The sequence below is a fragment of the Actinoplanes campanulatus genome, assembly GCF_014647795.1.
In the GTDB taxonomy this organism is placed as follows: domain Bacteria; phylum Actinomycetota; class Actinomycetes; order Mycobacteriales; family Micromonosporaceae; genus Actinoplanes; species Actinoplanes campanulatus.
Genome location: NZ_BMPW01000029.1, coordinates 1 through 23,788, shown reverse-complemented (window position 1 = coordinate 23,788; position 23,788 = coordinate 1). Strand labels below are relative to the sequence as shown.

The 23,788-nt window shown below is 74.2% G+C and carries 9 protein-coding genes; 1 reads left to right on the top strand and 8 read right to left on the bottom strand.

All coding sequences use genetic code 11. The features are described 5' to 3' along the window. Window positions 1-70: 70 nt before the first annotated feature. On the top strand, window positions 71-982 hold the full coding sequence (locus tag IEZ13_RS39865; RefSeq protein WP_183226759.1) for a methyltransferase domain-containing protein: 912 nt from the start codon (window positions 71-73) through the stop codon (window positions 980-982). Here IEZ13_RS39865 and IEZ13_RS39860 read toward each other — a convergent pair. The 8 genes from IEZ13_RS39860 to IEZ13_RS39825 form a co-directional block, all read right to left on the bottom strand. Continuing rightward, window positions 966-14,108 (bottom strand): type I polyketide synthase, encoded by a 13,143-nt coding sequence (locus tag IEZ13_RS39860; protein WP_183226758.1) that lies wholly within the window; start codon window positions 14,106-14,108, stop codon window positions 966-968. The genes IEZ13_RS39865 and IEZ13_RS39860 overlap by 17 nt on opposite strands. Window positions 14,109-14,140: 32 nt before the next feature. Further along, complete coding sequence (locus IEZ13_RS39855) at window positions 14,141-15,301, bottom strand: cytochrome P450 (RefSeq protein WP_183226757.1); 1,161 nt, start codon at window positions 15,299-15,301, stop codon at window positions 14,141-14,143. Then, complete coding sequence (locus IEZ13_RS39850; RefSeq protein ID WP_203834076.1) at window positions 15,294-16,097, bottom strand: thioesterase II family protein; 804 nt, start codon at window positions 16,095-16,097, stop codon at window positions 15,294-15,296. The genes IEZ13_RS39855 and IEZ13_RS39850 overlap by 8 nt, the downstream gene beginning before the upstream one ends. Window positions 16,098-16,112: 15 nt before the next feature. Next, window positions 16,113-17,396: an MFS transporter gene (locus tag IEZ13_RS39845; RefSeq protein ID WP_183226756.1), complete on the bottom strand. Its 1,284-nt coding sequence runs from the start codon at window positions 17,394-17,396 to the stop codon at window positions 16,113-16,115. Window positions 17,397-17,407: 11 nt separating this feature from the next. Next, window positions 17,408-17,602: an MbtH family protein gene (locus tag IEZ13_RS39840; protein WP_183226755.1), complete on the bottom strand. Its 195-nt coding sequence runs from the start codon at window positions 17,600-17,602 to the stop codon at window positions 17,408-17,410. Next, on the bottom strand, window positions 17,599-20,877 hold the full coding sequence (locus tag IEZ13_RS39835; RefSeq protein ID WP_183226754.1) for a non-ribosomal peptide synthetase: 3,279 nt from the start codon (window positions 20,875-20,877) through the stop codon (window positions 17,599-17,601). The genes IEZ13_RS39840 and IEZ13_RS39835 overlap by 4 nt, the downstream gene beginning before the upstream one ends. Then, the gene (locus IEZ13_RS39830) at window positions 20,874-22,628 is read right to left on the bottom strand and encodes a carbamoyltransferase family protein (protein ID WP_183226753.1); all 1,755 of its coding nucleotides are present in this window, start codon (window positions 22,626-22,628) and stop codon (window positions 20,874-20,876) included. The genes IEZ13_RS39835 and IEZ13_RS39830 overlap by 4 nt, the downstream gene beginning before the upstream one ends. A 1-nt stretch (window position 22,629) precedes the next feature. Continuing rightward, on the bottom strand, window positions 22,630-23,788 hold a 1,159-nt coding region (locus tag IEZ13_RS39825; protein WP_229795622.1), incomplete at its 5' end, for a thioesterase domain-containing protein.

Genomic DNA, 23,788 nt, shown 5'->3' with positions numbered 1-23,788 from the left:
GCCGGAAGATCGCCCCGCTCTCGATCTCTTTCACGGATATGCTCTCGCCAGTGCGATAGCCGCGCTCGAAATGGCCGACGAATTGTCCGCACTGGAGAAGGGCGGGATTACTCTCGCCTCCCTGGAGGGCCGCGACCCGCTGCTCGCCGCCACGCTGCGATACCTGTGCCACCGTGGCGTCCTGCGGGAGTCGGGCGAGCGCTTCGTCCTGACCGAGTACGGCGCCCGGGTGTATGCCGATCGCGGCTTCCTCGTCTGGCTGGTCGGCGGATACGGCGAGCCGATGCGCCGGATCGACGCGTTCCTCGCGCAGAGCATGCGATACGGGTCCGACGTCACCCGGGACGGCCGGTGGGTCGCCGGCGGCACCGCGATGATGGCCCGCACCGACGTCGTCCCGCAGGTGATGGAGACCCTGGCGAAGATCTCCTTCGGCACCGTGCTGGACCTCGGCAGCGGCAACGCCCGCTTCCTCATGGCCGTCTGCGACCGGTTCGGCGCCCGCGGCATCGGCGTCGACGTCGACCACGCGGCCCACGCGGCCGCCGGGGAAGCCGTCGCGGCGAACCACATGCAGGACCGGATCGAGCTGGTCCGGGCCGACGTCCGCGCACTCGACGAGATCTCCGGGATCGACAAGGTCGACCTGGTCGTCACCTTCTACCTCCTGCACGAGATCCTGGCCGGCGGCCGCGACGCCCTGCTGGGCTACCTCACCGACCTGGCCGCCCGGCTCCCGGCCGGCGCCAAGCTGCTCGTCGGCGAGATCGAACCCCCGACCGAGGGGGAGCCCGGCCAGCCCTTCACGCCGGAGTTCACGTACGTGCACGCGCTGGTGCGCCAGACCCTGCTGCCCGCCGACGGCTGGCGCGACGTCCTGACCGCGGGCGGCTTCGAGGTTCGCGAGATCGTCCGATGCCGTGTCCCCGGCGGCATTCTGCTGCTGTGCGAGAAGCACGAGCCGGTCAGTCGAGGTCGTTGATCAGAGCGAACAGTTCCTCGTCGCTCGCTGACGCGACGGCGGCGCCGACGGTGGCCGGTCTCCCGGCCGCCTCGGCCGCCACGTCGAGCAGCGCGTGCAGTTCGGCGGCGATCCGACCGAAGGCCTCGGGGTCCGCGGCCGCCCGCCGGATCTCGGCGGCGAGTCCGGTGAGCCGCGCGGCGACCGGTTCGCCCGCGGGCTTGCTCTCGGCGGCCACGAGGTCGCCCAGATGCCGGACGACGGCGGCCGGCGTCGGATGGTCGAAGACGAGGCTCGCGGGAAGCTCGAGCCCGGTCCCGCGGGCGAGCGCGTTGCGCAACTCCAGCGCGGTGAGCGAGTCGAAGCCCAGGTCCCGGAAGCTGCGATCGGTGTGCACGGCCGCCCGGTCGCCGTGGCCGAGCACGGTGGCGGCGGTTCCACGGACGAGGTCGGTCAGAATCCGGTCGCGTTCCGCCGCGGGCAGTCCGGCGAGTCCCGCCGCGAACCCCGCCGCACCGCCGGCCGCCGCAGCGGGCCGGCTCGCCGGTCGCGCCACCAGGCCGCGCAGCAGCGGGTGGTCGCCGTGAGCGTCCACCGGGGTGAGGGCCAGGACCGCGTCCCCGGTGGACGGCGCCGCGTCGAACAGGCCGAGGGCATCCACCGTGGACAGCGGCCGCAGGCCGATCCGGGCCAGCCGCCGCCGGTCGGTCTCGGCCAGGTCGCGGCTCAGGTCGCTGCTCTGCTCCCACAGGCCCCAGGCCAGGGATTGGGCGGGCAGCCCCCGCGCCACGCGACGCTGGGCGAGAGCGTCCAGGAAGGCGTTGGCCGCCGCGTATCCGGCCTGTCCCGCGGTGCCGAGCAGCCCGGCGACCGAGGAGTAGAGGACGAACGCCGACAGGTCGAGGTCCTTCGTCAGCTCGTGCAGGTGCCAGGCGGCGTCGGCCTTCGCGGCCAGGACCGCGTCCAGGCGGGCCTCGCTCAGGTCCGTGACGAGCGCGTCGTCGAGCACACCGGCCGCGTGGACGACCGCGGTGAGCGGGTGCTCGCCGGGAATGGCCGCCAGCACGGCCGACAGAGCGTTCCGGTCGCTCACGTCGGCGGCGGCGAACACCACCTCGGCGCCGGTGGCGGCCAGCTCCCCGGCGAGCTCGGCCGCGCCCGGTGCGGCGGCTCCGCTACGGGAGACCAGGGCCAGCCGGCGTACGCCGTGCTCGTTCACCAGATGGCGGGCGAGCAGCGCGCCGAGGGTCCCGGTCCCGCCGGTGATCAGCACGGTGCCCCGGTCCCAGCGCACCGCCTCACGGCCGCCGTCCGGGCGGGCCGGGGTCAGCCTCGGCGCCAGCATACGACCGCGCCGCACCGCGAGCTGGGGTTCCCCGGCGGCCGCCAGCCCTGGTGGCACATCGCCGGTGTCGAGGTCGGCCAGGACGATGCGGCCCGGATGCTCGGTCTGCGCGGCACGGACGAGCCCCCAGACCCCGGCGGCGGCGGGGTCGATGCTGTCCTCGTCGCCGGTCGCCACCGCGCCACGCGTGACGACCACCAGCGTCGCGCCGGAGGTCCGCTCGTCGGCGATCCACCGCTGCACCGCGCGCAGGGTCCGGCCGAGCAGGGCGTGGGTGGCGGCCGGAACGTCCGCCTCGCCGGGGTCGGGGACGGCGGCCAGGACCACGGTCGCCGGAACGGGCCCGCCGGCGTCGAGCACCGGGAAGGACGCCGTCGCGTCGGTGGCAGCGCTTGCGGCGGGGGCGGGCACCGGCGTCCAGGTGACGCGGAACAGTCCGTCCGTGGCCATGGTCAGCGCACGGCGGTCGGCCGGGCGCAGGAGCACGGATTCCACTCCGGCCACCGGCGCGCCCGTCCCGTCGGCCAGGGTGAGGGACGCCTCCCCCGTTCCCGCGGACCGCAGCCGCACCCGCAGCGCGGTGGCCCCGGTGGCGTACCGGCTCACCCCGGTCCAGGCGAACGGCAGCCGCAGCGGCTCGCTCGAGGTCGCGCCGAGAAGCAGCGGGTGCAGCACGGCGTCCAGCAGGGCGGGATGCAGGCCGTAACGGCGGGCTCCCGGCCGCTGTGCCTCCGGCAGCTCGACCTCGGCGTACAGCTCGCCGTCCCCGCCCCACACGCGGCGTACGCACCGGAAGGCCGTCCCGTAGGCGTACCCGGCGGCGGCGAGCGTGTCGTAGAAGCCGTCCAGGGGCACCTCGGCGGCGGCCGGTGGCCACACCGCCAGCCCTTCGCCGGTGCCGGAGGAGGCGGGACCCACCAGGCCCTGGGCGTGCGGCGTCCAGGGGTGGTCCCCGTCGTCGGGCCGGGCGTGCAGGGTGGCCGCGCGGTGCCCCGACTCGTCCGCCTCGGCGACCGTGAGCTGGACCTGGACGGCGCCCGCGGCGGTCATGACGAGCGGCCTGGTCAGGGTCAGTTCGGCGATCCCGGGCGCCCCGGCCTGCTCGCCGGCACTCGCGATCATCTCCACCATCGCGGTCGCCGGGACGAGGACGGCGCCCGCGACGGTGTGCTCGGCGAGCCACGGGTGGGTACGCACGGACAACCGCCCGGTGAACACGAGGACGTCCCGGCCGGCGAGGCTCACGGGCGGGCCGAGCAGCGGGTGGTCCGTGCCGGAGGCGCCTTCGGGGGCCTCGATCCAGTGCCGCTCGCGCTGGAACGCGTAGGTGGGCAGGGACACCTGGCGGGCGCCGGGGAAGACCGCCTCCCAGTCGGGGTCGGCGCCGCGCAGCCGCAGCAGTGCGACGGCCCGCGCGACCGCCTCCGCCTCGGGCCGGTTGCGGCGCAGCGTCGCGATGAGCTCCCCGGCCGGCTCGGCCAGGCAGTTCCGGGCCAGCGACGTGAGGATGGGGTCGGGGCCGATCTCGACCAGGTCGGTGACGCCCTCGCTCTCCAGGCGGCGCACCCCGTCGGCGAAGCGCACGGCCTCCCGGATGTGGCGTACCCAGTAGTCGGGCGACGCCAGTTCCTCGGGGCGGGCGAGGTCGCCGGTCACGTTGGAGACGATCGGGATGCGCGGTGGGTGGAACGTCAGGCTCCGGGCCACGGTACGGAACTCGTCGAGCACCCCGTCCATGTGCGGCGAATGGAAGGCGTGCGAGACGGACAGGCGTGACGTCCGTACGCCGCCGGCCCGCCAGCCGGCCGCGATCTCGTCGGCCGCGTCCGTGTCGCCGGAGACGACCACGGCGCGGGGGCCGTTGACCGCGGCGATGCTGATCCGGTCGCCGTACGGGAGGAGGGTCTCCCGTACCTCGGCCTCGGCCGCCTCGATCGCGATCATCGCGCCGCCGCCGCGGGCCGCCTGCATCAGCCGGCCGCGCTCGGCGATCAGCCGGCACGCGTCGGGCAGGTCGAGAACGCCGGCGACGCATGCCGCGACGATCTCGCCGACCGAGTGACCGAGAAGGTAGGCGGGCGTCAGTCCGTAGTGGTCGAGCAGGCGGCAGAGGGCCACCTCGACGGCGAAGAGCGCGGGCTGGGTGAACTCCGTGCGGCCGAGAAGGTCCGCCTCGGCCGATGCGGCCGGCGCGAACAGGACGTCCTTGAGCGGGCGGGGCAGGTGCGGGTCGAGGTGGCGGCACACGTCGTCGAGCGCCGCGGCGAAGGCGGGGCTGGTCGCGTACAGCTCGCTGCCCATGCCGGGGCGCTGGCTGCCCTGCCCGGTGAGCAGGAAGGCCGTCCGGCCGGGCAGGCCGCGGCGGCGGGCGGGCACCACGCCGGGGGCATCCGCTCCCTCGGCGATGGCGGTGAGCCCGCGCAGCAGCGAGTCGCGGTCGGCGCCGATCGCCGCGGCCCCGTGGCCGAGGAGGGCCCGCCCGGTGGCGAGCGTGAAGCCGATGTCGGCGGCGGACTGCCCGGGGTGCTCCTCGACGTGCCGCCCGAGGCGGGCGGCCTGCGCGCGCACCGCTTCGGTGGTCGCACCGGTCACGATCCACGGGATGACGGCCGGCGGTGTGCGTACCGGAGGCTCTGGTTCCTCGGCCTGTTCCAGGATCACGTGGGCGTTCGTCCCGGAAATGCCGAACGACGACACCCCCACCCGGCGGGCACGATCCACCGCAGGCCACGCCCGCTCCCCCGACAACAACTCCAGCCCACCACCCACCCAATCCACCCGCGACGACGGCACCTCAGCGTGCAACGACCTCGGCAACACCCCCGACCGCAACGCACCCACCATCTTGATCACCCCGCCGACACCCGCCGCGGCCTGCGCATGCCCGATGTTCGACTTCAACGAACCCACGAAGAACCCACCCGGCCGGGCACGCCCGTAGACCGCCGCCAACGCCTCCGCCTCGATCGGATCCCCCAGCACCGTCCCCGTCCCGTGCGCTTCCACCGCATCCACATCGGCGGCATCCAACCCCGCATCCGCCAGAGCCGCCCGCAACACCCGCTCCTGCGACGGACCATGCGGAGCCGTCAAACCATTCGACGCACCATCCTGATTGACCGCCGACCCCCGAACCACCGCCCACACCCGATGACCCCGCGCCCGCGCCACCGACAACCGCTCCACCAACAACAAACCAACCCCCTCCGACCACCCCGTCCCCTCCGCACCCTCCGCAAACGACCTGCACCGCCCATCCACCGACAACCCCCGCTGCCGCGAGAACTCCACGAATGTGCGCGGGCTGCTCATGACGGTGACGCCGCCGGCCAGGGCGAGGTCGCACTCGCCGGAACGCAGCGAGCGGACGGCCAGGTGCAACGCCACCAGCGAGGACGAGCACGCGGTGTCCACGGTGATCGAGGGGCCGTGGAAGCCGTAGCGGTAGGACAACCGGCCGGACAGGACGCTGGACAGGTTGCCGGTCAGCAGGAACCCCTCCAGCTCCTGCGGGGTCCGGGCGAGGCGGGAGGCGTAGTCGTCGTACATCGCGCCGGTGAAGACGCCGGTGTTGCTGCCGCGCAGGGAGTCGGGGTCGATGCCGGCGTTCTCGAAGGTCTCCCACGCGGTTTCGAGCAGGATGCGCTGTTGGGGGTCGGTGGCGGTCGCCTCGCGCGGTGACAGCCCGAAGAAGTCGTGATCGAACATGTCGGCGTCGTGGAGGAAGCCGCCGTGCCGGGTGTACGACGTGCCGAACCGATCCGGATCCGGGTCGTACAGGGCGTCCAGGTCCCAGCCCCGGTTGGCCGGGAACTCGCCCACCGCGTCGACCCCGTCGGCGACCAGCCGCCACAGTTCCTCCGGCGACGACACCCCACCCGGGAAACGGCACGCCATCCCCACGATCGCGATCGGATCGCCGTCGCCGGGCGCGGTGGCGGCCGCGGCCCGCGGCGCCGGCTTCTCCTCGGCGACCTCGGCCAGCAGATGGGCGCTGAGCAGCTCGGGTGTGGGGTGGTCGAAGACGGCGGTGGCGGTGAGCCGGACGCCGGTGACCGTCGCGAGCCGGTTGCGCAGGTCCACGGCGGCCATCGAGTCGAAGCCGAGGTCGTTGAAGGCCCGCCGCGGGTCGACCGCGCCGGTGCCGGCGTGGCCGAGAACCGCCGCCGTCTCGGCCCGGACCAGATCGGCGACGGCGTCCGCCCGCTTGGCCACGGGCAGCGCGGCGATCCGGGCCGCCCACCCGGCCGCCCGTGGCGCGGGAACGGCGCGCGGGGCGGTCCGCACCAGCGCCCGGTAGAGGTGCGGGACGGGCGTGTCGTCGCGCACCAGCCGGGACGGCTCGAGCACGGCCGGCACCAGGAGAGGCTCACCGGCGGCGAGGGCCTCGTCGAACAGGGCGAGGCCCTGCGCCGGGGTCAGCGGCCGTATGCCGGTCCGCTCCCACCGGGCGAGGTCCGCCCCGGTGAGGCGGGCGCCCATGCCGTGGGTGGCGTCCCACAGCCCCCAGGCCAGGGAGGTGGCGGCCAGCCCGCGGGCGGCGCGGTGGTGGGCCAGGGCGTCGAGGACCGTGTTGGCGGCCGCGTAGTTGGCCTGGCCCGGGGTGCCGACGATGCCGGACACGGACGAGAACAGGACGAAGGCCGCGAGGTCCATGTCCTCGGTCAGCTCGTGCAGGGCGCGGGCGGCATCCGCTTTGGGCCGCATGACCTCGGCCAGGCGTTGCCCGGTGAGCGCCGGGACGGTCGCGTCGGCCAGGACGCCCGCGGCGTGCACCACGGCGGTCAGGGGGTGCCGGCCGGGAACGGTCGCCAGCAGGCGGGCCAGCACGTCCCGGTCGGTTATGTCGGCGGCGGCCACGGTGACCCGCGCGCCGGCCGCGGTCAGCTCGTCGGTGAGCCCGGCCGCGCCCGGTGCCGCCGGGCCGCTGCGGCTCACGAGCAGCAGGTTCCGCATGCCGTACTCGGTCACCAGGTGCCGGGCCACGAGCGCACCGAGGCCGCCGGTGCCACCGGTGACGAGCACGGTCCCGTCCGGATCGAGGCGCACGGCGTTCGCGGGGCCGGGCCGGCGGCGGACGAGCCGTGGCGCGTGGATCTCGCCCGCGCGTACGGCGATCTGTGGTTCCCCCGTGGCCACGGCGGCGGGCAACGCGGGCGCGGCGTCGCCGGTGTCGAGGTCGGCCAGGAGCACCCGGCCGGGGTGCTCGGACTGGACCGAGCGGACCAGGCCCCAGACGCCGGCGGCGTCGAGGTCGACGTCGTCGGACAGGCGCACCGCCACGGCGTTGCGCGTCACCAGGAGCAGCCGGCCGGGGTCCTCCCGGGCCAGCCACTCCTGCACGAGTCGCAGGACGTGGGCGGGGGTGGCCCCGGCGACGTCGACGGTGACGACGCCGGTCATGTCCGCGGCCGGTGCGGGTACGACCGGCCAGTCCACGGTGTAGAGGTCGCCGGCCGTGATCCGCCTCTTCGGCAGCGGGCGCAGGGTCAGGGACCGCACCGACGCCACGGGGGTGCCGTCCGTTTCGGTCAGCTCCACGGCCACGGTGCCGTCGGCGTCCGGCGTGACGCGGACCCGGAGCCGGGTGGCGGTGCTCGCGTGCAGGGTGACGTCGCGCCAGCTGAACGGCAGAAGGATCTGCCCGGCCTGCGGTGCCTCGCCCAGGATCAGGGCGTGCAGTGCCGTGTCCAGCAGGGCCGGATGGACCGGGTACCGTTCGGTGCTCGCGGGCAGCCGGATCTCGGCGAACGTGGCCGTGCCGTGCCGCCACACCGCTTCGAGCCCCTGGAGGGCCGGCCCGTAGTCGTAGCCGAGCTCGGCCAGCCGCGCGTACGCCCCCTCGACGGGTTCCGGTGCCGCGCCCTCGGGCGGCCATGCGCCCGGTGCCGCTTCGGCGGGTGCTGCTTCGGCGGGTGCCAGGAATCCGGCGGCGTGACGGGTCCATTCCCGGTCCGTACGCGCGTGGATGGTGAAGGCGCGGTGCCCGGCGGTGTCCGGGGCGGCGGCCTCCACCTGCAGCTGCACGGCCTGGCCGGCGAGTTCGAGCGGCTGTTCCAGTGTCAGCTCGCCCACCCGGGGGGTGCCGATCCGGTCGCCGGCCGCGGCGGCCAGTTCGAGCAGCATCGTGGCCGGTACGAGGGTGGTCCCGGCGATCGTGTGGTCCGACATCCACGCGTGCGTGGCCGGCGTGATGCGCCCGGTGAACACGACGCCGGCGTCTCCGGCGCGTTCCAGCGCGGCGGCCAGCACCGGGTGGTCGGTGGGTTCGAGCCCCAGGGCGCGGGTGCCCGCGCGGGGGGCGGGCGCCGACCAGAAGTGTTCCCGCTGGAAGGCGTAGGTGGGTAGCGGGGCCGGGGTCGCGCCGGGGAAGAACGAGGCGGCGTTCAGCGGTGCGCCGTTCGCGTGGGCGCGGGCGATGCCGGCGGCGAAGGTCTCGGCCTCGTCGTGGCCCGCGCGCATCAGGGAGACGGTCGTGACCGTGCCGTCGACGGTGCCGGCGGCCAGCGGGGCCAGCACGGCGTCGGGGCCGACCTCGATGAGGACGGTGGCGCCGAGTCCGGCGAGCCGGGCGGCGGCGTCGGCGAACCGGACGGTCTCGCGGATCTGCCGGGTCCAGTAGCCGGGCGAGGTCAGCTGCGCGGCGGTGGCTGTCTCGCCGGTGACGGTGGAGACGATCGGGATGCGCGGCGGATGGAGCTCGATGCCGGCGACGACGGTGTGGAAGTCGGCGAGGACGGCGTCCATGTGCGGGGAGTGGAAGGCGTGGTTCACGGCCAGGCGGCGTACGCGGCGGCCGGCCTCTCTCCAGCGGGCGGCGAGGCGGTCGACCTCGTCGTCGTCTCCCGACACCACGACGGAGCGGGGTGCGTTGATCGCGGCGATGCAGACCCGCTCCTCGCCGGCCAGGGTGCGCAGGATCTCGCCGGGTTCGGCCTCGATCGCGGCCATGGCGCCGCCGGGGGCGGAACCCATCAGCCGGCCGCGGGCCGCGACCAGCCGGGCGGCGCCGGCCAGCGGGAGCACGCCGGCCGCGTGGGCCGCGCTGATCTCGCCGATCGAGTGACCGGCGAGCAGTCCGGGAGCCGTGCCGTGGTGTTCCAGGAGCCGGAACAGGGCTGTCTCCAGGGCGAACAGGGCGGGCTGGGTGTACGCGGTGAGGTGCAGCAGCCGTGCCAGCGGGCTGCCCTCGGTGGCCCACATGACATCGCGCAGCGGCTCGTCGAGGAGGCCGTCGAAGGCGGCGCAGGCCTCGTCGAGGAAGGCGGCGAAGACGGGGTGCGCGGCGGCCAGGCGGCGGCCCATGCCGGCGTGCTGGGCGCCCTGACCGGTGAAGAGGAAGGCGGTACGCCCGGCTCCGGCCGCCGAGCCGACGTGCAGGTTCGGCGCCGTGGCACCGGCCGCGAGGGCGTCGAGTCCGGTGCTCTTGGCCGCACCGAGGATCACGGCGCGATGCTCGAAGGTCGTCCGGGTGGTGGCGAGGGCGAGACCGATGTCCCGCTCATCCGCCGGGAACGTGTCGAGGTGGTCGCGCAGCCGTGCGGCCTGGGCGCGCAGGGCGGCTGCACTGCGTGCGCTCAGCACCCACGGGATGACGGCCGGGGTGCCCGCCGCTGCGCGTACCGAAGGCTCTGGTTCTTCGGCTTGTTCCAGGATCACGTGTGCATTCGTGCCACTGATGCCGAACGACGACACCCCCACCCGGCGCGCACGACCCACCTCAGGCCACGCCCGCTCCCCCGACAACAGAACCAGCCCACCACCCACCCAATCCACCCGCGACGACGGCGTCTCGGCATGCAACGACCTCGGCAACACCCCCGACCGCAACGCCCCCACCATCTTGATCACGCCACCCACGCCCGCAGCCGCCTGCGCATGCCCGATGTTCGACTTCAGCGAGCCCACAAAGAGCCCGTCCGGCCCACCCCGCCCATAGACGCCCGCCAACGCCTCCGCTTCGATCGGATCGCCCAGCACCGTCCCCGTGCCGTGCGCCTCCACCGCGTCCACATCGGCCGCCCCCAGCCCCGCGTCCGCCAGCGCCGCCCGCAGCACCCCCTCCTGCGACGGACCGTGCGGCGCCGTCAGACCGTTAGACGCGCCATCCTGGTTGACCGCCGACCCCCGGACCACCGCCCAGACACGGTGACCCCTCGCCCGCGCCGCCGACAGCCGCTCCACCAGCAACAAGCCCACGCCCTCGGACCACCCGGTCCCGTCCGCGTCCTCCGCGAACGACCTGCACCGCCCATCGGTCGACAACCCCCGCTGCCGCGAGAACTCGACGAACATGCCGGGCGTGGACATCACCGTGGCTCCCCCGGCCAGCGCCAGGTCGCATTCGCCGGAGCGCAGCGAACGGACGGCCAGGTGCAGCGCCACCAGCGACGACGAGCACGCGGTGTCCACGGTGATCGCCGGTCCGGTCAGGCCCAGCTGGTAGGCGATGCGGCCGGAGGCGACGCTGGGGGTGGTGCCGGTCAGCACGTGTCCCCGGGTGGTCTCGGGAGCTTCGGCCATCCTCGGGCCGTACTCCAGGGCGGTGGCGCCGACGAAGACGCCCGTACCGCTGCCCCGCAACGACGCCGGGTCGATGCCGGCCCGTTCGACGGCCTCCCAGGCGGTCTCGAGGAGCAGCCGCTGCTGCGGATCCATCGCCTCGGCCTCGCGGGGGGAGATGCCGAAGAACGCCGCGTCGAACTCGCCGGCGTCGTGCAGGAATCCGCCGTGCCGCGTGTGCGAGGCGGCGAAGACCTCGTCGAGGTCCCAGCCCCGGTCGGCCGGGAACTCGCCCACCGCGTCGACCCCGTCGGCGACCAGCCGCCACAGATCCTCCGGCGACGACACCCCACCCGGGAAACGGCACGCCATCCCCACGATCGCGATCGGTTCGCCCGGGTCGGCCACGGCTTCGGCGACCGGTTGCGGCACGGTGGGGGTGGCGCCGTTCAGCCCGGCGGCGATGAACGCGGTCAGTGCGGCCGGTGTGGGGTGGTCGAAGAGCAGGCCGCCCGGCAGCGGCAGGCCGGTGGCGTCGGCGAGGGCGGTACGCAGCTCGGTGGCCATCAGCGAGTTGACGCCGAGGTCGAGGAACGGGGTGTGCGGCGGCACCCGTTCGCCGGGCGCGCTGCCGAGCACGGCGGCGAGGTGCGCGGCCACCAGTTCCTCCGCGCCGAGAGCCTCGTCGGCGGGCACGGTCGCGTCGGCGGAACCGTCGAACCAGTGGTGGCGCCGTTGGAAGGCGTAGGTGGGCAGTTCCACATGGGCGGAGCCGGATGTGCCGAGCACCGCGTCCCAGTCGACCGCGTGCCCCCGGACGTGGGCGCGGGCCACCGCTTCGAGGGCCGTTCCCGGGTCGGGGCGGCCGGCCCTGAGCACCGCGGCGGTCCCGGCGGCGGCGGTGTCGCGCACGCCGCCCGCGGCGTGCGCCGCGAGGACGCCGTCGGGCCCCAGTTCCAGAAAGGTGGTCACGCCCTCGGCTTCGAGGGTGCGGACCGCGTCGAGGAAGCGCACCGGCCGCCGGACCTGCCGGACCCAGTAGTCCGGCGACGTGAGCTCGCCGGCCGGCGCCAGCGCTCCGGTGACGGTGGACACGAGGGGGATGGTGGGCGGCGCGAGATCGAGGCTCGCCACAGTTGCCCGGAAGTCGTCGAGCATCGGGTCCATGTGCGGCGAGTGGAAGGCGTGGCTCACATCGAGCCGCTTCGCCCGGCGGCGGCGTGCCATGAGCTCGGTGGCGACGCGCTGGACGGCCGCCTCGTCGCCGGAGACGACCACGGCGTCGGGGCCGTTGACGGCCGCGACCTCGAGCCGGCCCCGCTCGACGCGAAGCAGGTCGCGTACCTCGTCCTCGGTCGCCCGGACAGCCAGCATGGCCCCACCCGCCGGCAGGGCCGACATCAGCCGCGCCCGGTCCGCGACCAGGCGTGCCGCGGCGGGCAGCCCGAGCACTCCGGCGACGTGCGCGGCGCTGATCTCCCCGATCGAGTGCCCGGCCAGGTAGTCCGGGCGCAGACCCCACGATTCGAGCAGCCGGAAGAGCGCCACCTCGACCGCGAAGAGGGCCGGCTGGGTGTACAGGGTGCGGTCGAGGTCCGGCCCGCCCTCGGCGATGACGGTCGCGATCGGCCGGTCCAGCAGCGGGTCGAGGGCGGCGGCGACCTCGTCGAAGGCCCTGGCGTAGCGGGGGAAGGCGGCGTAGAGGCCGCTGCCCATGCCGGTGCGCTGCGAGCCCTGCCCGGTGAAGAGGAAACCCAGACGGCCCGGCGCCGCCGTTCCCGCCACGACGCCGGCCGCGGGCCTGCCGGCCGCCACCGCGCCGAGTCCGCTCAGCAGGCCGTCGCGGTCGCCGGCGGTGACGACCGCGCGGTGGTCGAACACGGCCCGGTGGGTGACCAGCGTGTGGGCGACGGCGCCGGCCGTGTGCTCCGGGTGGGCGGTGGCGAACTCCCTCAGCCGTGCCGCCTGCGCTCGTAACGCCGCCTCGCTGTGCCCGGAGATCGGCCACGACACCGGCCATCCCGGGACGGCGCCGTCGTGATATCCGGGTGCCGCGGGGGGCTCGGCCACCACCACGTGGCAGTTGGTGCCGCCCATGCCGAAGGAGCTGACGCCGGACACCAGCCGGTGGTCCGGCCGCGGCCAGCCGGTCAGCCGCGTCTGGACCTCCAGCCCCAGCTCGGCGAGGGGGACGGCCGGGCCGGGGGCGGTGAAGTGGAGACTGGCCGGGAGCTGACGGTTGCGGATGCTCAGCAGCACCTTGATCAGTCCGGCGATGCCCGCGGCGCTCTCCAGGTGCCCGACGTTGGTCTTGACCGAGCCGACCCTTAGGCGTGTCCCGCCGCCGCGCCCGGACCCCAGCACGGCACCCAGCGCCGCGGCCTCGACCGGGTCACCGGCGGGTGTGCCGGTGCCGTGCAGTTCGACGTACTGCACGTCGTCGGCGGTGACACCGGATCGTTCGTACGCTTCCCGGATCGCGTCCTCCTGCGCGGCCCGGCTGGGCGTGGTGAGCCCGTCGGTGGCGCCGTCGTTGTTGACCGCGCTGCCGAGGATCACGCCGTGGATCCGGTCGCCGGCGGCCAGCGCGTCGCTCAGCGGCTTGAGGATGACGACGCCGCCGCCCTCGCCGGGCACGAAGCCGTTGGCCCGGGCGTCGAACGCGTACGTCGTGCCGTCCGGCGACAGCGCGCCGAAACGCTGCTCGGCCAGCACGTTGCCGGACAGCAGGTTGAGGTTCACCCCCGCGGCGACGCTGAGGGTGGACTCGCCGCTGTGCAGGCTCGCGCAGGCCAGGTGGACCGCGGTCAGCGAGGAGGACTGTGCGGTGTCGACGACCAGGCTCGGCCCGCGCAGCCCCAGGTGGTAGGAGACCCGGTTGGCGATGATCCCGCGGTTGACGCCGGTCATGGTGTGCTGGGTGACCGACGCGCCGCCCCGCTGGTGCACCAGGGCCGCGTAGTCGTCACGCAGCGCGCCGACCACGACGGCCGTACGGCTGCCGTGCAGTGCGGCCGGCACGATGCCGGCGTCCTCCAGGGCCTCCCAGACCAGCTCCAGCACGAGCCGCTGCTGAGGGTCCATGGCCGCGGCCTCGCGGGGCGAGATGCGGAAGAACGCCGCGTCGAAGTCACCGACGGTGTCGAGGAAGCCGCCGCGCCGTGGCCCGGCCACTCCGTTCCAGCGCCCGGCCGGGGCCTCGCCGACCGCGCTCCTCCCCGCGGCCAGGAGCCGCCAGTACGCGGCGGGGTCAGGCGCGTGCGGGAATCGGCAGGCGAGGCCGACGACGGCGATGGGCACGGTGCTCCTCCTAGACTCGGCGACCGGCTCGGCTACCAGTCGACGCGCAGCCGGACCAGGCCGCGAATGGACAGCCCCGACTTCCAGACCACGGCGTCGGGCCCGGTGGCGAGGCGTAGCTGGGGGAAACGGCGCAGCAGGCGGTCCAGGACGATCCGCAGCTGGAGGCGGGCCAGCGGGGCGCCGAGGCAGCGGTGCACCCCGTGCCCGAAGGTCAGGTGGACGGCGTCGCGGCCGTACGTGTTCAGCTCCTCCGGCCGCGGCCAGATCTCCTCGTCCCGGTTGCCGTGCAGCAGCGAGACGACCACGGCTTCGCCGGCCTGGACGGTGACCGTGCCGAGCCGGACCGGGGCCACGGCCACCCGGGGAAAGCTGAGCGGCGTGGCCGGCGTGAGGCGCAGCAGTTCCTCCACGGCCGGTTCCACGAGCGCGGGATCGCCGCGCAGTTCGGCGAGGACGGCCGGGTCCGACAGCAGCGCGAGCACCGAGAGGCCGATCTGGCCGACCGTGGTCTCGTACCCGGCCATCAGCAGGGTGAGGCCGAGTGTCAGCAGTTCCCCCGGCGACAGATGGCCCCGGTCGTGGGCTCCGATCAGGGCGGTCAGCAGGTCGTCGTCGGTGCGCCGCCGCTTCTGCTCGATCAGGTCGCCCATGTAGTCGACGAGCTCGATGCGGCGGCGGGACTTCTCCTGCGGCGTGCTGGCCGAGATGTCGAAGAGCACCTCGACCCGGTCGCGGAAGACGTCGCTGTCCTCCGGCGGAATGCCGACCACCGCGGAGAGGACGGCCAGCGGCAGGGGTGTGGCGAGGCCCGCGATGAGGTCGGCGCCCGGTCCGGCCGCGGCGAGCCCGTCGAGGCACTCGTCGGTGAGGCGTTCGACGTGGGGCGCCATCGCGGCCACCCGGCGGGTGCTGAAGGCGCCGCTCACCACCCGCCGCAGCCGGGCGTGCCCGGCGCCGTCCATGCTCATCATGGCGTCGGCGGCGGGCTGGGCGTCGTTGAAGCGGGGCGCCTGCGGCCTGGTCGCCTCGGCCCGGCTGAACCGCTGGTCGGTGAGCACGAGACGGCCCAGGGCGTGGTCGCGGACGAGCCACATCTTGTCGCCCATCGGCGTGACGATCGGGACGACGCCGGTGCCGTCGGTCGCCAGGAACGCGGGTAGGGGTCCCAGGCCGGTCGCGTTCTCAGGCATCGGCGAATCTCCTCCACGAGCGGGTGTACGGGGCGAGGGCGCCGCGCATCAGCGTCAGCAGCTCGTCTTGCGACCCGCGCAGGAAGAAGTGGCCACCGGGCAGGACGTACTGGTCGAACCGGCCGGTGGTCTCCTCGCCCCACGGCGCCAGGCCGGCGGGTGGCAGATCCTCGTCGTCGCTGCCGGTGAAGGCCACCACCGGGCAGGCGAGCGGTTGCCGGGGGCGGTACGCGTACGTCTCTATCACCTCGAAGTCGGCCCGGATCGCCGGCAGGAAGTAGCGCAGAAGCTCCGGTTCGTCGAGGATCTCCTGGGGCAGGCCGCCCAGTTCGGCGAGCCGGGCGACCACCCGTTCCTCGGGTGCGGCGTGCAGTGGCGGCAGCAGGCGCGGGACCCGCGGCGCCGGGCCGGCCGAGACGAACAGGACGCACGGCTCCCCGGCGCCGCGGCGGCGCAGCTCGTGCGCCAGTTCGTACGCGACCAGCGATCCCATGCTGTGGCCGAAGAGCGCGTACGGCACGTCGAGCTCGTCCACGATCGCGGACGCGAGCGCGCCGACGAGCGCGTCCAGGCGCGTGTACGGGCTCTCGCGCATGCGGGTCTGGCGGCCGGGCAGCTCGACGGCGCAGACCTCGACGTCCTCACCGAACGCGGGGCGCCACGGCTCGTAGACCTGCGCCCCGCCGCCCACGTACGGCAGGCAGAACAGGCGGAGGGCCGGAGATCGCCGGGGCGGCAGGCCGGTGATCCAGCCGCCGGCCCGCCCGGCCCTCGGTCGCGGTGCGTTGAGGTCCACGTACGTCCTCCTGGTCTAGCGGCTGGTCTCCGGATCCAAGGCGTCGTCGGCCACGGCGTCGTCGGCCACGGCGTCGTCGGCCACGGCGTCGTCGGCCACGGCGTCGTCGGCCACCGACTTCACGATCTCGGGCTGGGGCACCCGGCCCAGCAGCAGCGAGGCCGCACACAGCAGGGCCGTGCCGGCCGTCAGGAGATACATCGCCTGGTAGCCGAGCACGCCGATGAGGGCGGCGCCGGCGGCGATCGACAGCGCCTGGGCGCCGCCACTGACCGCGGTGACCGCCGCGTTGACACGGCCCTGCATGCGCCCGGGTGTGTAGAGGTGAAGGGCGGTGCCGAGGGAGATCATCACGAACGGGACGCCGAGCCCGACGCAGAAGACGCCGAGCAGGAACAGGGGGGTGTTCCCGGCCAGGCAGAGCAGCAGACCACCGGTGATCATCGCGTACCCCGCGCAGGTCGTTCGGACCTCGCCCCACCGCTTCACGAACGTGCCGGAGATGAGCCCGCCGACGACGGAGCCGCCACCCTGGAACGAGGTGATCACGCCGAAGAATGCGGCCGGCCGGTCCAGTCCGTGGATCGCGGCGAACACGGCGGTCTCCAGCAGCCCGACCACCAGCATGAACGCCACGGTCGTCAGCGAGAGGCGCAGCAGCAGCGGCACGCCGCGGATGAAACGGAAACCGGCGACGACGGAGGTGCGGAGCCGCTCGCCGACCGGCTCGGGCTCGGATTCCACGACACGGACGGAGATCAGCAGGAGCGCGGCGATCAGGAAGGTCGCGCTGCCGAAGACGGCCAGCGCGGCCCCGCCGAACGCGACGTACACCGCGGCGCCGGCGACCGGGGAGACGATCCGGACGCCCTCGCCGACGGCCATGAGCAGGGAGCGCGCCGATGCCGCGTCGTCCGACGGCAGGGCGTCCTTCAGCAGCGCGGGCGGGGCCGGGCTGGCGGAGAGCACGCCGTACGCGAGGGTGACCAGATAGATGATCCACACCTGGTCCTCACTGCGCACGGCCAGCAGCGTGAGGAACAGCGCCGCCATCGCGAGATCCATGCCGATCATCAGCCGTCGCCGGCTGACCCGGTCGACGATGTGGCCGAGCACCGGCGCGAACAGGCCGGGCAGGGTGATGGTGAGGAACACGATGCCGGCCGCGGCGTTCGAGCCCGTCAGATCCTTGACCCAGATCGCGAGCGAGAGATAGACGGCGGTCTCGCCGAAGCTCGTCACCGCGCTGGAGGCGAACAGCTTTCTGAAGCTCCGATTGGTGCGCAGCAGCGTCCACATGGGGATCCTCCTCAGTGCTCGCCCATGGCGAGGCGCAGGCTCTTGGGCCGCATGTCGGTCCAGACCCCCTCGATGTGTTCCAGGCACTTCTCGCGGCTGCCCCGTACGCCGACGGTCTGCCACCCGGCCGGGACCGCGCGGCCCGCGGCCCAGATGGAGTACTGCTCCTCGTCGTTGACGACGACGTCGTACTCGTCCTCGCTCATGGCTGCTTCCTTTCGGTGGTCGGTTGGAGGTGGTGCACGGCGGCGACCAGCGCGCGCATGGTGGGGTCGGCCAGGAAGTCGGCCAGATCGACGGTGACGCCGAGTTCTTCGTCGAGGCGGGCGAGCAGCCTCAGCGCCTTGATGGAATGGCCGCCCAGCGCGACGAAGCTGTCGTCCGGGCGGACCCGCGCCAGGCCGAGGGATTCGCGCCACAGCGCGGCGACGGCCTCGGTCACGGAGTCGTCCGCGGGGTCTTCGCCGGGCGCCTCGTCAGTGGCGCCCGGGGCGTCCGGGGAGGCGAGCAGCGCGGCGCGGTCCACCTTGCCGTTCGCGTTGAGGGGCAGCCGGTCGGTGACGGTCACGGCCGGGATCATGTAAGCGGGCAGCCGCGCCCGCAGGTCCTCGGTGAGCCCGGCGGCGTCGCGGGCGCCGGTGACCCAGGCCAGCAGCTCGGCGCTGTCGGAGGTGGCGCGGGCGGCGACCACCGCGTCGTCGACGCCCGGCAGCGAGCGCAGCGCGTGCTCGATCTCGGCGAGTTCGACCCGGTAGCCGCGGACCTTGACCTGGTCGTCCGTCCGGCCTCGGAAGAAGAAGGTTCCGTCCGGCAGCATGCGCACCCGGTCCCCGGTGCGGTAGAGGCGTCCGGGGCCGAACGGGTTCGGGACGAAGCAGGCCGCGGTGAGGGCGGGGTTGCCGTGGTAGCCGCGGGCCAGGCCGTCGCCGCCGACGTACAGCTCGCCCTCGGCGCCGGGCGGGACCGGTTCGCCGTCGGGTCCGAGCGCGTACGCCGTCGACCCGGAGACCGGCCGGCCGATCGGCAGCGGGCCCGGGTCGAGACCGGCCGCCGTCACCTGCTGCAGCGTGCTGACCGTCGTGTTCTCGGTCGGGCCGTAGACGTTGACGACCGAGGCGGGCGGCCGGTGTGCCAGCAGCCGTGCGAGCCGCTGCTCGTCGGCCTTCTCCCCGCCGAAGATCAGCAGGCGGAGGTCACCGAGGGCGTCCGGCGCGAAGTCGATGACGGTGTTGAGCAGCGCGGTGGGCAGCCCCAGCACGCTGATCCGGTGCTCGTCGAGGAACGCGCGCAGCCGGGCCGGCGACGAGACGTCCTCCCGGTTGCCGATCGCCAGCACGGCGCCGGCGCCGAGCGCGCCCCAGATCTCCAGGATGGCGGCGTCGAACGCGGGATTGCACAGATGCGCGACGCGGTCGTCGCGCCGGTATTCCAGACCGGCGGCGTCGGGGACGAGGCGGCTGATCGCGCGGTGCGGAACGACGACCGTCTTGGGGCGCCCGGTGGTGCCGGAGGTGGACATCAGGTAGGCGGCGTCGTCCCCGGTGACGCGCACCGGGACGGCCGGGTCGGCGACCCGGTCCGGGTCGCCGAGCAACTCGTCCAGCCGCAGCACACGCAGACCCCCGGGCAGCGGCGGCGACCCCGCGGTGACCAGCGCCGCGTCCGCCACCCCGTCGAGGGCGGCCCGGAGCCGCCGGGCGGGCTGGCCCTGGTCGACCGGCAGATAGGCGCACCCGGCGTAGAAGATGCCGAGATAGGAGCAGATGGCGTCGGCTCCGCGCGCCATCGGTACGGCGACGACGTCACCGCGGCGCAGCCCGGCCGCCCGCAGTCCGGTGGCGATGGCGACGGCCCGCTCGTCGAGCTGCGCGTAGGTGAGTTCGACGCCGTGGTCGCGGACGGCGGGTGCGTCCGGCCGTTGACCGGCCCGCAGGCGGATGAGCTCCGGGAGGGGGCGCCGGCCGGCGTGGATCGAGCGTTCGGGCAGTCGCAACGGTGCGTCCGGGTTCGCGAACGCCGCGCCGGCCGCCGCGATCATTGCGGCGTGCAGTTCCCCGGCGCGCTCGGTGGTGAACAGCCCGCTGAGGTATTCGAGCTCGGTGATCGTACGGTCCGCCTGCCGGGTGACCGCCCAGAGCAGTTCGTACTTCGCGGTCCCGGTGGGCAGCAGATCGCGTACGGCCTGATGCCCGTCGAACCGCAGCGCGCTTGCCGCCACGTCGAGATAGCTGAGGCCGGCCTGGACCAGCGGCGCGCGGCTGGGATCGCCGCCGGGGCCTAGATCGTCGACGATCGTCGGGAAGGGCACGCCGCGGTGGGCCAGTGCCGCGGTGGTCGCGGAGCGCACCTGGCGGGCCAGGTCCCGGGCGGTGGTCCCGTCCGGGACGGCCAGCCGCAACGGCACCGGGTCGACGAACATCCCGATCTCGCCGCGCTGCTCGGCGGTCCGCGAGGAGGCGGCGATCCCGATCACCACATCGCGTTCGCCGGTCTGCGCGACGAGGCCGGCCACGTAGGCGACGATCCAGGTCATGAACGGGCTCACCCGTTCCCGGGCGGCGAATCGCTCCATGTCGGCCACCAGGTCCCCGGGGCAGACGAGGCGGTGGACGTCGCCGGCGTTGTCCAGCGCGGCCGGCCGGGACAGGTCGTGCGGCAGCGCGATGGTGCGGGGACAGTCGGCCAGGACGCGCCGCCAGTAGGCCCGGGACTCCTCGTTGACCGCCCGCGCGCCTTCGGGGATCGCGGCCGTCCCCGGCGCGGGCCCGGCTCCACCGTCGGTGTAGAGCTCGCTGAGGGCGTCCTCAAGGATCGCCAGCGAACCGCCGTCGCACACCAAATGGTGCACGGTGAGCAGCAGGAGGTCGCCTTCGTCGCCCCGCTCGACGGCGACCGCCCGCAGCAGCGGCGGGCGGGCCAGGTCGAAGGGCAGGCGGGCGTGCTCGTCGATCAGCTCCCGCAGCGTGCCGGCCGGCAGGCCGCGGCCGTCCAGCCACCGGCACGAGACGGACGCCCGGGCCGCGGTGACCGCCCGGCCAGGGGCTTCGAAGCCGCGCCGCAGGGCCGGGTGGCCGGCGACGAGGGCGTCGAGGGCGGTCCGCAGGCGCGGGATGTCGATGCGGCCGGGGAACCGGTAGAGCGCGGCGATGTGGTAGACCGGCGTGCCGGGGCGCAGCCGTTCCACGAACCAGAGCAGTTCCTCGGCCGGCGTGAGCGGGCGTTCCTCGCGCTCGGGCCGCGGGTCGGCCAGGTAGGACAGCAGGCGCCCGAACTGCGGGTACTGGTAGAGGATGTCGATCTCGAGGTCGGTTCCGGTGACGGCGCGCAGGCTGAGTGCGGCCTCGACGGCCAGCGCGGAGTCGCCGCCCTCGGCGAAGAAGTCGTCCTCGGGTCCGGCGTGGTCGGCGCCGAGCACGGCGCACCAGATCCCGGTGACCGCCTCGCGCAGGTGGTCGGCCGCGACGTCGTGGTGCTCGATCATCGGATCCTCCGTACCAGCCAGTCGCCGATGGCGAGGGCGTCCAGAGCGGAGCGGGCGTAGGTGGCGACGGCTTCCCGCGGCGTCCGCACGATCGGTTGTCCCCGAAGGTTGAAGGAGGTGTTGAGGACCACCGGGGTGCCGTGGTCCTCGCCGAACCGGCGGATCAGGGAGTGGAACCGGGGTGCGAGGTCCCGGTCGACGACCTGGACCCGCGCGGAGCCGTCGACGTGGGTGATCGACGGCAACTCGTCGCGGTACTTGTCCCGTACCCGGGCGACGACGAGCATGTGCCGGTAGAGGGCCTCCTCGCCGGGCTCGATCTCGAAGTACTCGCCCGCCTCTTCGGCGACCACCGCCGGCGCGAACGGCCGGAACTCCTCGCGCTGCTTGACCACCGCGTTCAGGTGGGCGCGCATGTCCGGCGCGGTGGGATCGGCCAGGATGCTGCGGTTGCCCAGGGCCCGCGGCCCGAACTCCATGCGCCCCTGGAACCAGGCGACCACCGCGCCGGAGGCGATGAGGCCGGACGTCTCCGCCAGCAGCGCCTCGCCGGGAAGATGCTGCACCCGATGCCCGGGGCCGAGCGTGGCCAGGGCCGCCTCGATCTCGGTCCCGCTGAACTCCTCGCCCCAGAAGGGCATTCCCATTGCTTTCGGTACGGCGGGAACGTGGCCGCGTAACACATGAAGGGCCGCGCCGAGGGCGGTTCCGTCGTCGCCCGAGGCGGGCTGGACGAAGACCCGGTCGAACCGGCCGCTGCGCGCGATGAGGCCGTTGGCGGTGCAGTTGAGGGCGACGCCGCCGGCCATGCAGAGATCGCGGTACGTCTCCCCGGCGAGCCCTTCGTCCAGGACGAAGAGCAGGCTCTGCTCCAGCGACCGCTGCAGGACGGCGGCGACGTCCATGTGCCGCTGCGTGATCGGGGCGTCGGGATGGCGGGCCGGGCCGAACAGCTCTTCGAGGCGGCGGATCGCGCCGCGGTGGGTCTCCCGCTCCTCCGGCGTCCTGTCACAGGCCAGCAGCGGCACGCTCAGACCGCCGCCCGGGCGGAGGGTGACCAGCCCGGCGTCCGGGAAGGAGCCCAGGTCGCCGTACGGGGCGAGCCCCATCACCTTGTACTCGTCCATGCCCGGCAGGAAGCCGAGATACTGGGTGACGACGCTGTAGAGGATGCCGAGCGAGCTCGCGACGGGATAGGTGCGCACCGTGTCCAGCCGACCGTCGTGCCCGCTGAACAGGGTGGTCGACTCCGATTCGCCCATCCCGTCGGCGACCAGCACCAGCGCGTCGCGGAAGCCGCTCAGGTGGTAGGTGCTCGCGGCGTGCGCCAGGTGGTGGGGGACGCGGACGAGTTTGCGTTCCCAGTCCTGGTCCGGGTAATGCGACCGCAGCACGTCGAGCTGGACCTCTTCGCTGTACGCCTCCCGGTACCACCGCCGCTGGTAGCCGTCGATCTCGAAGGCCGCGGAGGGCTGATAGCGGAAGCCGTGGGCGACGAGGTCGACGTCGTCCAGGGTGGCGCCGGCCATCCGCAGGCAGGCGGCGACGGCGTCGGCCGGGAAGGCGCCCGTTCCCTTGACGCCGTCGTGCCGTTCCTGCGCCGAGGCGGCGATCACGCCGTTCTCGTCGACCAGGGCGGCGGCCGAGTCGAGGCCCTGCACCAGGCGCTGCTCGCGCCGGTCGAGGTCGGGCATCATCCGCTTCTTGAGCGCGGCAGCCCGGTCGAGACCGCTGATTCCGAGGATCAGCACGTCACTCTCCTGTCTGTGCGGTGGTGCCGCGGACGGCGTCGGCGATCGCCGTCACCCATGGACGGCGCAGCAGCTGGAAGTGGTCGCCGCCGGTGTGGGTGACCGTGAGCGTTCCGGTCAGCTCGCGCCACGCCACGGCCATGAGGTCGCGGCCCTCGCCGCGGCCGAGGACGAGCTCGGCGGGGCCGGCGAACACGCCCGGCCGGTGGGCGGCGAGCCCGGTGAACATGTCGCGCCAGAAGGTGATGAGCCCGGCGGTGGTGGGCCCGTCCAGTTCGGCGACGGCTGCCGGATCGACGCCGAGCGCGGCGAACAGGCGGTCCGCGTCGGCCGACCCCAGCAGTGGTGCCGGCCCGTGGTCGGCGACCTCGCGGCGGAGCGCGTCGAGGGTGGCGATGTCGGCCCGGTACGCGGCGTCGTCCGCCTCATCGGGTCGCGGATCGGAGTCGATCAGGACCAGCCGGTGGGTGCGGATCCCACGGTCGGCGAGCGCGCGGCCCACCTCGTGGGCGAGGACGCCGCCGACGGACCAGCCGGCGAGCACCGGTTCCCGGTCGCCGAGGACCGGTGCCAGCTCGTCGGCGTAGCGCCGGGCCAGCGCCGCGATGTCGGACGCGCCGGAGTTCTCGCCGAGGTGCGCCTGCAGGCCGTACGCCTCGACGTCGTCGCGTACCTCGCTCAGCAGATCCAGATAGCTGAAGAGCGTGCCGCCGATGGGGTGGACGAGGACGAGGGGTCGCGCGCCCCGGACTCCGCCGAGGGACACCACGGCCGAGCGGTCGGGCCGCAGCGTCGCGATTCGTTCGGCCTGTTCGGCGACGGTGGGGGCGGTGTAAAGGTGGGCGAGCGGGATCTCGGTCCCGAATTCCGAGCTCAGCCGCATGGTGAGCCGGATGGCCAGCAGAGAGTGCCCGCCGAGAGCGAAGAAGTCATCGTGTACGCCGACCCGGTCGACGCCGAGGACGCTCTGCCAGACCGCGGCGATCCGCTGCTCGGTCTCCGTCCGCGGAGCCACCACGCCCCGCCGTGAAAGCTCCTCCGGCTCGGTCAGCGCCCGCCGGTCGAGCTTGCCCCCGGCTGTCATCGGCAATGCCTCGACCGCGACCAGCACCGCCGGAACGGCCACCGCCGGCAACCGCGCCGCCAGATACTCCCGATCC

Coding starts and splice junctions, on each gene's coding strand:
- IEZ13_RS39865 (WP_183226759.1), top strand. CDS start 71: ATGGCCGACGAATTGTCCGCACTGGAGAAGGGCGGGATTACTCTCGCC.
- IEZ13_RS39835 (WP_183226754.1), bottom strand. CDS start 20,877: ATGATCGAGCACCACGACGTCGCGGCCGACCACCTGCGCGAGGCGGTC.
- IEZ13_RS39845 (WP_183226756.1), bottom strand. CDS start 17,396: ATGTGGACGCTGCTGCGCACCAATCGGAGCTTCAGAAAGCTGTTCGCC.
- IEZ13_RS39840 (WP_183226755.1), bottom strand. CDS start 17,602: ATGAGCGAGGACGAGTACGACGTCGTCGTCAACGACGAGGAGCAGTAC.
- IEZ13_RS39855 (WP_183226757.1), bottom strand. CDS start 15,301: ATGCCTGAGAACGCGACCGGCCTGGGACCCCTACCCGCGTTCCTGGCG.